Consider the following 7,900-nt stretch of genomic DNA (forward strand, 5'->3'; position numbering starts at 1 on the left):
GAAAAAATCACAGGAAACCAGGCTCCAGATTCTCCAGACCGCCTTTCAGCTGATCTATGGCAAAGGGTACCGGACCACCAGCGTAGATGAGATCATTGCCGGAACCAAAGTTACCAAAGGAGCTTTCTATTACCATTTCAAGACAAAGGATGAAATGGGCCTCGCCATTCTCAATGAACTGCTGAGACCAGCGTTTGCCACCCAATTCATTACCCCGCTGGAAAATACGGAAAATGCATTGGACCGTATTCATGACCTGGTGTCCAGCCTGCTGATGGAAGATACGTTCATGACGGTGGAAAACGGCTGCCCGGCTTCCAACCTTACCCAGGAGATGGCTCCCTGGAATGCGGAATTTACCAAAACCCTGAATGAACTCTCCAAAGACTGGGAGCAGGCCATCATCAATGCCGTTGAGAAGGATCAGGCAAAAGGTTTGTTGAAACCCGGAACTGACGCCCGGGAAGTTGCCGTTTTCGTACTGTCCGGTTACTGGGGCGTAAGGAACCTGGGAAAACTGGAAAATTCCAGAACGGTATATGAAGTTTTTCTGAAAGGGCTCAGGTCTTATTTTGACAGCCTGAAATAATTTTTTAAAAAAACATACTAATTAGTATGTTTTTTGTTTTACCTTTGCTGCATTATTAAAATCTTAATGATGTATCAGACGCTGACCTTTCTTCATTCTATTTTCCGCTGGCTGGTGCTCCTGAGCCTGGTGTATTCACTATTCAGGGCCTGCAGGGGCTATTTTACCCGCCGGGAATTTTCTAAAGCAGATGATTCCGTGCGGCACTGGACCGCTACCATTGCCCACCTCCAGCTGGTCATCGGGATTGTTTTGTATTCACAGAGCCCTTTGGTTAAATATTTCTGGAAAAATTACCGCCAGGCTAAAGCATCTTTTGATCTCCTATTCTTCGGACTGATCCATATCGGGTGTATGCTGACTGCTATTGCGCTGATTACCATCGGGTCATCCATGGCCAAGCGCAAAGAATCCGGTAAAGAAAAGTTCAGGGCCTTGCTGGTATATTACGGTATTGCCCTGATCATGATATTCCTGGCTATTCCCTGGCCTTTTTCCCCGCTCGCTAACCGCCCTTATCTAAGATAATAATATGATTGATTTATTCAAAACCAAAACCGGAAGGCTGAGGATCATTGCCCTGCTGGAAGGAATTTCCCTGCTGATACTGATTTTTATCGCAGTCCCCTTAAAATACGGATTCCATGATCCTTCACTGGTCAAAATGATGGGACCGGTACACGGCTCGCTGTTCCTGCTGTTTATCTTCAGTACCCTGAGTGTGGGAGTGGAACAGGGCTGGAAGTTCAGGAAAACCACCTGGAAAGTACTGCTGGCCTGCATGATCCCGTTCGGCACCTTTTATATGGACTATCATATCCTGCGCCGGCTATGAAAAATATCCTTCTCTGCTGCGGAATCATTCTCGCCTTATATATAGCCTACAGAATCTATACATTCCAGACCCTGGACGACGGATTGGAACCGCTGATCCGGAACGGAGCAGTGATCCTTGATGTGAGAACCGAAAGTGAATACCGGACCGGCCATATTCCCGGCTCAAAAAATATCTCGCTGGGCACCCTCCGCGAAAGATACACGGAGCTGGACCCGTCAAAAACCTATATCACCGTATGTTCCCATGGACTGAGGAGCGTAAAAGCGGAGCATATTTTAAAAGAAAGAGGCTTTAAAAATGTCCGCAACGGAGGCGCCTGGACCGACCTGCAGAAGAGTCTTGACCTGACAGGACCGAAGTAGGCAGGAGATGAACTTCCGAAGTCTTTACCTTCAGGGCGGCAGCACCAACTCCTGCGTTTACAGGCCATGATGCAAACAGAAGCGGTGGTTTTCCCTGTTCCGAAAAATACAGGGACCTGCCGCTTACAATCAATCCGTCAGAAATCAGAACACCGGCCGTTCGAATCACAGGCACTTTTCCCTTACGATATTATTCCCCTACAGACTTCTTACGGAGAAAAGACTGCCCTCATGTCTTACAGGCTTAAATACCGTCCTCACCGGAGATCCCGTTTCGTACTGAACGGCGAACTGTGCTTCCGTGCCCGGTCGCAGATCAGATGGGTAAAATAGGACTTGCCGCCTGTTCTCGCCTCAGTAAAGACCTCCGCTTCAAACCTGAGTTTCAGCTCCCAAGTATCCCATTTCCGTATTCCTTCCGCATAAGGATCAAAACTGCATTTCACTTCAAAATGCTGCCTGTTGGGGTCGCCTACAAATTCCACAACAATGCTCTGTGCTGCTTTCTGCACTTCTTCCCGTACCGTCGCCTTAAGTCTCATTTACCGATTTTTTCCAAAGCTATAACGGTAATGCGACAAAACGCGTCGTGTTTTATTTTCCAGATGACAAAATAACCGGAGGCTGCCGATTATGCTATAAATAAACAACTATAATTTATTGCTTTAAAAACAATTAATAAAATATATAAAATTGTTTCATAGTTTTTACAAAATTTAATTTATTTATTACCAGTACTTTATACATTCACTATTATTCAACAGTAAATAGATATGATTAAAAATATTCTGTTAAAAAAGGGTTTGTTTTCAGGTATAATAAAGTATTTCACTTCAAGTTTCCTTATCAATATCAATAAATCTACAGGCATATACAACTGTAACCGGTGGTCAATACCGTTCTGCAAACATGAAGTAAAAGAGAAAAGCTTAAATAAAACATTTGCTAACCATCATATTCCGCAGCTCTTCAGGAACAGGATGAAGCAGAAAGCTATGGATGAATCATCTGCATGCACTGTAAGGTTTACCGGATCAGCTTAACCCTGCCCTTCCTGTTTCTTCATTCAAAGCAAACGTAAGGTCTGAAAACTTCCGATACGATCGTGAAGGCTATGAGCACTAACTTTAAGCAGATATATCGTAGTTTATTCTGAATCAATCCGTCCGGCAGTTTATTTATGACAGGATGGACACTGCCCGACATCTGCTTCAGGAAATATTCATTTTCCGGTACAGGCCCGTGCAGGCACAACACTTTTTTATCTACCTTTGTGTAAAACTAATTTCCTGTATGAAAACGCAGATCCTGAATGTAAAATCCCAATTTCCGCTATATTTGAAGACATGAGATACGGCCGGCAATTGCGGCAGCCTTGTTTCAGATCTGGCCAGTGATATGTAGAAAAAGGGGCAAATCCAACAATGAATCAGTAAACCTATGAAATTCCTCCATACCGCAGACTGGCACATCGGCCAGCTGTTTCACGAATATGACCGGACTGCCGAGCACCAGCACTTCCTCGACTGGCTGCTGCAGGTCCTTAAGGATGAAAAGATTGATGCCGTACTGATCAGCGGTGATGTATTTGACATCTCCAATCCTTCGGCAGCATCGGTAAGGATGTTTTATACCTTCCTGAACCGGGCTGTAAAGTCCGATCCGGATCTGCAGATTATCATTACCGCCGGCAATCACGACTCCGCTACCCGGCTGGAAGCGCCCAAACCGCTGCTGGAGTCTTCCCGTATTCACCTTATCGGATGGGTGGAAAAAGATGCAGAAGGAAAAACCGATTATGAAAAGCTGCTGGTACCGGTTTATGACCGGTCCGGAACAGTACATTCCTGGTGTCTGGCCGTGCCTTTTCTCAGAATGGGCGACTATCCCGTAATCCCCGACTGTGAAAACCCCTACACCGAAGGCGTGACTGCTTTCTACAGGGAATCCTTTGACTATGCCTGCCGGAAAAACCGCGATGGCCTGCCGGTCATTGCCATGGGACACCTGCATGCGGCCAACGCAGAAACCCCTGAGCTGAATGATGCCGAAAGACCCATTATGGGCGGCGTGGAATGTATTTCCGCTTCGGCATTTCATCCGGACCTGAGGTATGTAGCGCTGGGGCATATCCATAAGGCCCAGAAAATCGGAGGGAAAGAACACATCCGGTATTCCGGAAGCCCGCTGCCGATGTCATTTTCAGAAATCAACTACCGGCATCAGGTGATTGTTTTTGAACTTGACCGCGAAATCAGCAGCATAAAAACCCTGGAAGTCCCGGTATCGGTTCCGCTGATGAGAATTCCGTCTCAGCCCGGACCGCTGCCTGAGGTTCTTGCACTCCTGGAACAGATTCCGGCAGCAGACCATTCAGGTGGCCCTCCTCCGTATCTTGAAGTAAAAGTATTGCTTGACGGCCCCGAACCGGCCCTGCGGCATAAAATTGAAACCGCCTTACAGGGCAAAAAAGCAAAGCTGGCTAAAATTACGTCTGTTTATGCTGCATCTGACCGGAAAAACGCTGAAACGGTCAGCCCCGAAAAGCTGGATGAACTGCAGCCCGCCGATATCTTCGGGAGAGTCTACCGCTCCAGATACCATACCGATGTTCCTGATGACCTGATGAGTCTTTTTCACCAGGTATCACAGGAAGTAAACCAATCCACAGAATAAGATAAGAACACCATGAAGATAGTAGCCATCCGGATCAGAAACCTCGCCTCGCTGGAAGGAAATACGGAAATCGACTTTACGGCAGAGCCGCTGTGCTCGGCAGGCATCTTTGCCATTACAGGAGCCACCGGCGCCGGGAAATCCACTATTCTTGACGCCCTTTGCCTGGCATTGTACGGGAAAACGCCACGCTATCTCCAGGCCCGTGAAACCGGGATTGAAATCCGTGATGTCCAGGGCAGTACCCTCAGCCAGGGCGACGTAAGGAGTATCCTAAGGGACGGAACGGCAGAAGGTTTCGCCGAAGTGGATTTCAGAGGGACGGACGGGATGCATTACAGGGCCAGATGGAGCGTAAGACGGGCCCGCAACAAAGCTGACGGAAGCATGCAGTCCGATTCCGTTACCCTTACTAACATTACCTTACAAACAGATATTCCAGGCAGGAAACAGGAAACCCTGAACGAAATCACCCGGCTGATCGGCCTGAACTTCGACCAGTTTACCCGGTCGGTCTTATTGGCGCAGGGTGATTTTACGGCATTTATGAAAGCTGCCAGGGACGAAAAGGCTTCTCTGCTCGAGAAACTTACCGGTACCCACATCTATTCTGAAATTTCCAGGAAGATCTACGAGAAACATAAATATGAAGAACAGCTGCTGCGGGAACTTGATCTCCGGAAGGACGGGATCGTCACCTTTACCACAGAGGAGCTGGAGGAACTTCAGGCAGTACAGCAGGCACTTGAAGAGCAAATCGGTGCCCTTGAAAAAGATAGCGTACGCCTTATGGAAGAAATTACCTGGCACCGGGACTCTGCTAAGCTCCGTACCTATCTGGAAGAAGCAGAAGCAGCGTTCCGCAAGGCCGGCGAAGACAAAGCCGCCGCCATGCCCAGGAAGGAAAAATTATCTGTTGCAGAACAGGTACAGCAGGTCCGCAGCACAGCAGATGCCCTTAGCCGGGCAAAACAGTTTCATAAAGAGAAAACAGCTGCCCTTGGCCTGCTGAAAGAAACCATTGAGGCACAACAAAAAACCAGGGAACAGCTGGAAGGTAAGCTTATTTTTTCGGAACAAAACCTGTCGGAAAGAAACAAAGCATTCGGCGATGCACTGCCCCTGCTCAGCCAGGCCCGCCAACTGGATATGCTGCTGAAAGAAAAAAAAGAACAGGCCGGAACGGCTGCTGCAGAAGCGGAAACCGCTGCTGAAAGCTACAGGCAGCAAAGGAAACTGCTGAAAGACAAACAACAGAGCCTTACAGACGTTTCGGAGCGGCTGGCAGCGATTTCCGATTGGCAGAAAGAGCATGCCGACAGAAGTGGCGTTGCCGAAAACAGGGACCTGATCCTTTCCAAGCTCCGAGATGCCGGTAAATTCCTAGATCTCATGCAGACAGCCCTATCCGGACTGGATAAAATAAAATCCCGCACCGAAACAGCACGGACAGCAAAGGAAGCAGTTGAAAAAGAATGGAAAGAGCAGCTGGAACAGCTGAGCCGGCTTCAGAAAACATATACCTTCAGGGAAGAAAAACGGACAGCTGTTCCTGCAGATCTTCTCGATAAAGAAAAGGCTGATGCAGATCTTGAATTTGAAGCGCTTCTGAAGGCACAGACGCTGTGGCAGGCCGTATACACCCTGTCTCAGGAAACGGATCTGTTACGCCTTAAACTGGAGAAGGATCAATCGGAATACGGGAGCAGAAAGATATTATATGAAGAACTGGCCCGGCAGCTGCCCCTGGAAAACGGGCGGAAAGAAACGGCTGCAAAAATCCTGGCACAGGCCCGCCTGGCATCGGCGGAAAACGTTGAGGCCCTGAGGTCCGGCCTTACCGACAATGACCCCTGCCCGGTCTGCGGAAGCACCACCCATCCTTACGCATTACACCATCCGCAGCTTGCACATGTTCTTTCCACGCTCGAAAAAGCTTACGAGGATCAGGAAAAACAATACCTCAGCCTCTACCGCCGGCACAGTACTGCAGAACAGGACTGCCGGAACCTGGAACAGATGATCGCCGGCCAGACAGAAGAGCTGGCCCGCAAAAGAGCGATGCTGGAAAATAAAAGACGGGACTGGGCGCGGCTGCCGGCTGCACAGGAAGGCCATCAGCTGACGGACGGGCATATCCAGGGATGGCTGGACGGGAAGCTGACTGCACTGAATACAAAACGCGACGGACTCTCTGCCAGGATAAAAGCCCTTTCCCTTGAAAGACAACAGTCAGAAGAAGATAAGAAAGAAATTGAAAAACGCAAAGAAACCGTAACCGGACTTTCTGACAAGATCCGCGACCTCACCGCTCAGCTGGCATTGCTGCATGAGCAGGATACCCATCTTGCAAAAGAACAGGATAAAGCAGATTCGGAACTTAAAGAAATAGCATTGAACCTATCCCCCTATTTTACCGCTTCCGGATGGATGGAACACTGGAAAAACGCACCGGAAGCATTTACGGAACGGATTGACCGGTTTGCCGCACAATGGAGAGAAAATACCGAAAAAAAAGAAAAGCTCACCCACGAAAAACTTGCCCTCGAAGCAACCGTAAAAGAACTGGAAAACCAGGAGAAAACCAGCATTTCAGACTTAGAGCAAAAGCAGAAAACGCATGAAAAGCAGCTTCAGTATCTCCTGGAAATCCAGCAGCAGCGCAACCTGATCTTTGAAGGACAGCCTGCAGATGCCGTAGAAGACAGCCTCAGGCAAATGGCAGCAGACGCTTTGAAACAGCATGATCTGCTCAGAGAGGCCCTGCAGAATCTCCTGCTGGAAATCACACGGCTGCATACCCGGCAGGAAGAAACGGAAGCAGCCCTTCTGACAGCCGGAAAAGAAGCGGAGGCAGCCAGTGACCGGCTGGAAAACTGGCTAGACGTTTACAACAGAAAAAGCAGCCTGCCGCTTACGGTAAAGGAACTGCATGAACTGCTGGACCTCAGCCATGAGTGGATAGAAACGGAACGGATCTTCCTGCAGTCTGTTGAAGAGGAAGTGACAAAGGCAGAATCCATTGTTACGGCAAGGAAGCAGGCCCTGACCGGCCATCAGGAAAAACGTCTGTCCGGGCGTAATGCTGAAGAGCTTGATGCCCTGCTGACAGCGGTAAAAGCAGATGCCGAGCAGAAAAAACACAAGAAAGGGGAAATCAGTTTCCGGATACAGCAGGATGCGGAGAACAGAAACCGGATCGGCGACCTGCTGAAAAGCATCGAAGCCCAGGCTCTGATCGCAGAAAACTGGAGCAGGCTGAATGAAATGATCGGATCGGCAGACGGTAAAAAATTCCGCCAGATGGCACAGGAATATACGCTTGATACCCTGTTGGGATACGCCAACATCCACCTGCAGTCCCTGACCGGACGCTACAGGATCGAACGGATCCCTTCTTCGCTGGGTCTCCAGGTAGTGGACGGGGATATGGGA

Annotated in this window: 7 protein-coding genes; 6 read left to right on the top strand and 1 reads right to left on the bottom strand. The window is 48.8% G+C overall.

The genetic code is table 11. From position 1 onward, the window contains the following. The 4 genes from QZ735_RS04020 to QZ735_RS04035 all read left to right on the top strand — a co-directional run. A partial coding sequence (locus QZ735_RS04020; RefSeq protein ID WP_294244515.1) for a TetR/AcrR family transcriptional regulator occupies positions 1 to 589 on the top strand: 589 nt, incomplete at its 5' end. 66 nt (positions 590 to 655) lie between these two features. Then, complete coding sequence (locus tag QZ735_RS04025; protein ID WP_294244517.1) at positions 656 to 1,117, top strand: hypothetical protein; 462 nt, start codon at positions 656 to 658, stop codon at positions 1,115 to 1,117. A gap of 4 nt (positions 1,118 to 1,121) precedes the next feature. Then, the gene (locus QZ735_RS04030; protein WP_294244519.1) at positions 1,122 to 1,424 is read left to right on the top strand and encodes a DUF3817 domain-containing protein; all 303 of its coding nucleotides are present in this window, start codon (positions 1,122 to 1,124) and stop codon (positions 1,422 to 1,424) included. Then, the gene (locus QZ735_RS04035) at positions 1,421 to 1,789 is read left to right on the top strand and encodes a rhodanese-like domain-containing protein (RefSeq protein WP_294244522.1); all 369 of its coding nucleotides are present in this window, start codon (positions 1,421 to 1,423) and stop codon (positions 1,787 to 1,789) included. Before QZ735_RS04030 ends, QZ735_RS04035 begins: the two co-directional genes overlap by 4 nt. Positions 1,790 to 2,046: 257 nt before the next feature. Here the strand turns inward: QZ735_RS04035 and QZ735_RS04040 are convergent, their stop codons facing one another. Beyond that, positions 2,047 to 2,331 (bottom strand): hypothetical protein, encoded by a 285-nt coding sequence (locus tag QZ735_RS04040; protein ID WP_294244524.1) that lies wholly within the window; start codon positions 2,329 to 2,331, stop codon positions 2,047 to 2,049. An 898-nt stretch (positions 2,332 to 3,229) separates the two neighbouring features. Here QZ735_RS04040 and QZ735_RS04045 point away from each other — a divergent pair. Both QZ735_RS04045 and QZ735_RS04050 read left to right on the top strand, forming a co-directional pair. After that, positions 3,230 to 4,465, top strand: a complete 1,236-nt coding sequence (locus QZ735_RS04045; RefSeq protein WP_294244526.1) for an exonuclease SbcCD subunit D C-terminal domain-containing protein — start codon at positions 3,230 to 3,232, stop codon at positions 4,463 to 4,465. A gap of 12 nt (positions 4,466 to 4,477) precedes the next feature. After that, a partial coding sequence (locus tag QZ735_RS04050; RefSeq protein WP_294244528.1) for an AAA family ATPase occupies positions 4,478 to 7,900 on the top strand: 3,423 nt, incomplete at its 3' end.

The sequence above is a fragment of the uncultured Chryseobacterium sp. genome (assembly GCF_913776365.1).
Classification (GTDB): Bacteria; Bacteroidota; Bacteroidia; order Flavobacteriales; family Weeksellaceae; genus Chryseobacterium.

Excerpts from the sequence above, each read along its gene's own strand:
- QZ735_RS04025 (WP_294244517.1), top strand. The coding sequence starts at position 656 with ATGATGTATCAGACGCTGACCTTTCTTCATTCTATTTTCCGCTGGCTG.
- QZ735_RS04040 (WP_294244524.1), bottom strand. The coding sequence starts at position 2,331 with ATGAGACTTAAGGCGACGGTACGGGAAGAAGTGCAGAAAGCAGCACAG.
- QZ735_RS04030 (WP_294244519.1), top strand. The coding sequence starts at position 1,122 with ATGATTGATTTATTCAAAACCAAAACCGGAAGGCTGAGGATCATTGCC.
- QZ735_RS04045 (WP_294244526.1), top strand. The coding sequence starts at position 3,230 with ATGAAATTCCTCCATACCGCAGACTGGCACATCGGCCAGCTGTTTCAC.
- QZ735_RS04035 (WP_294244522.1), top strand. The coding sequence starts at position 1,421 with ATGAAAAATATCCTTCTCTGCTGCGGAATCATTCTCGCCTTATATATA.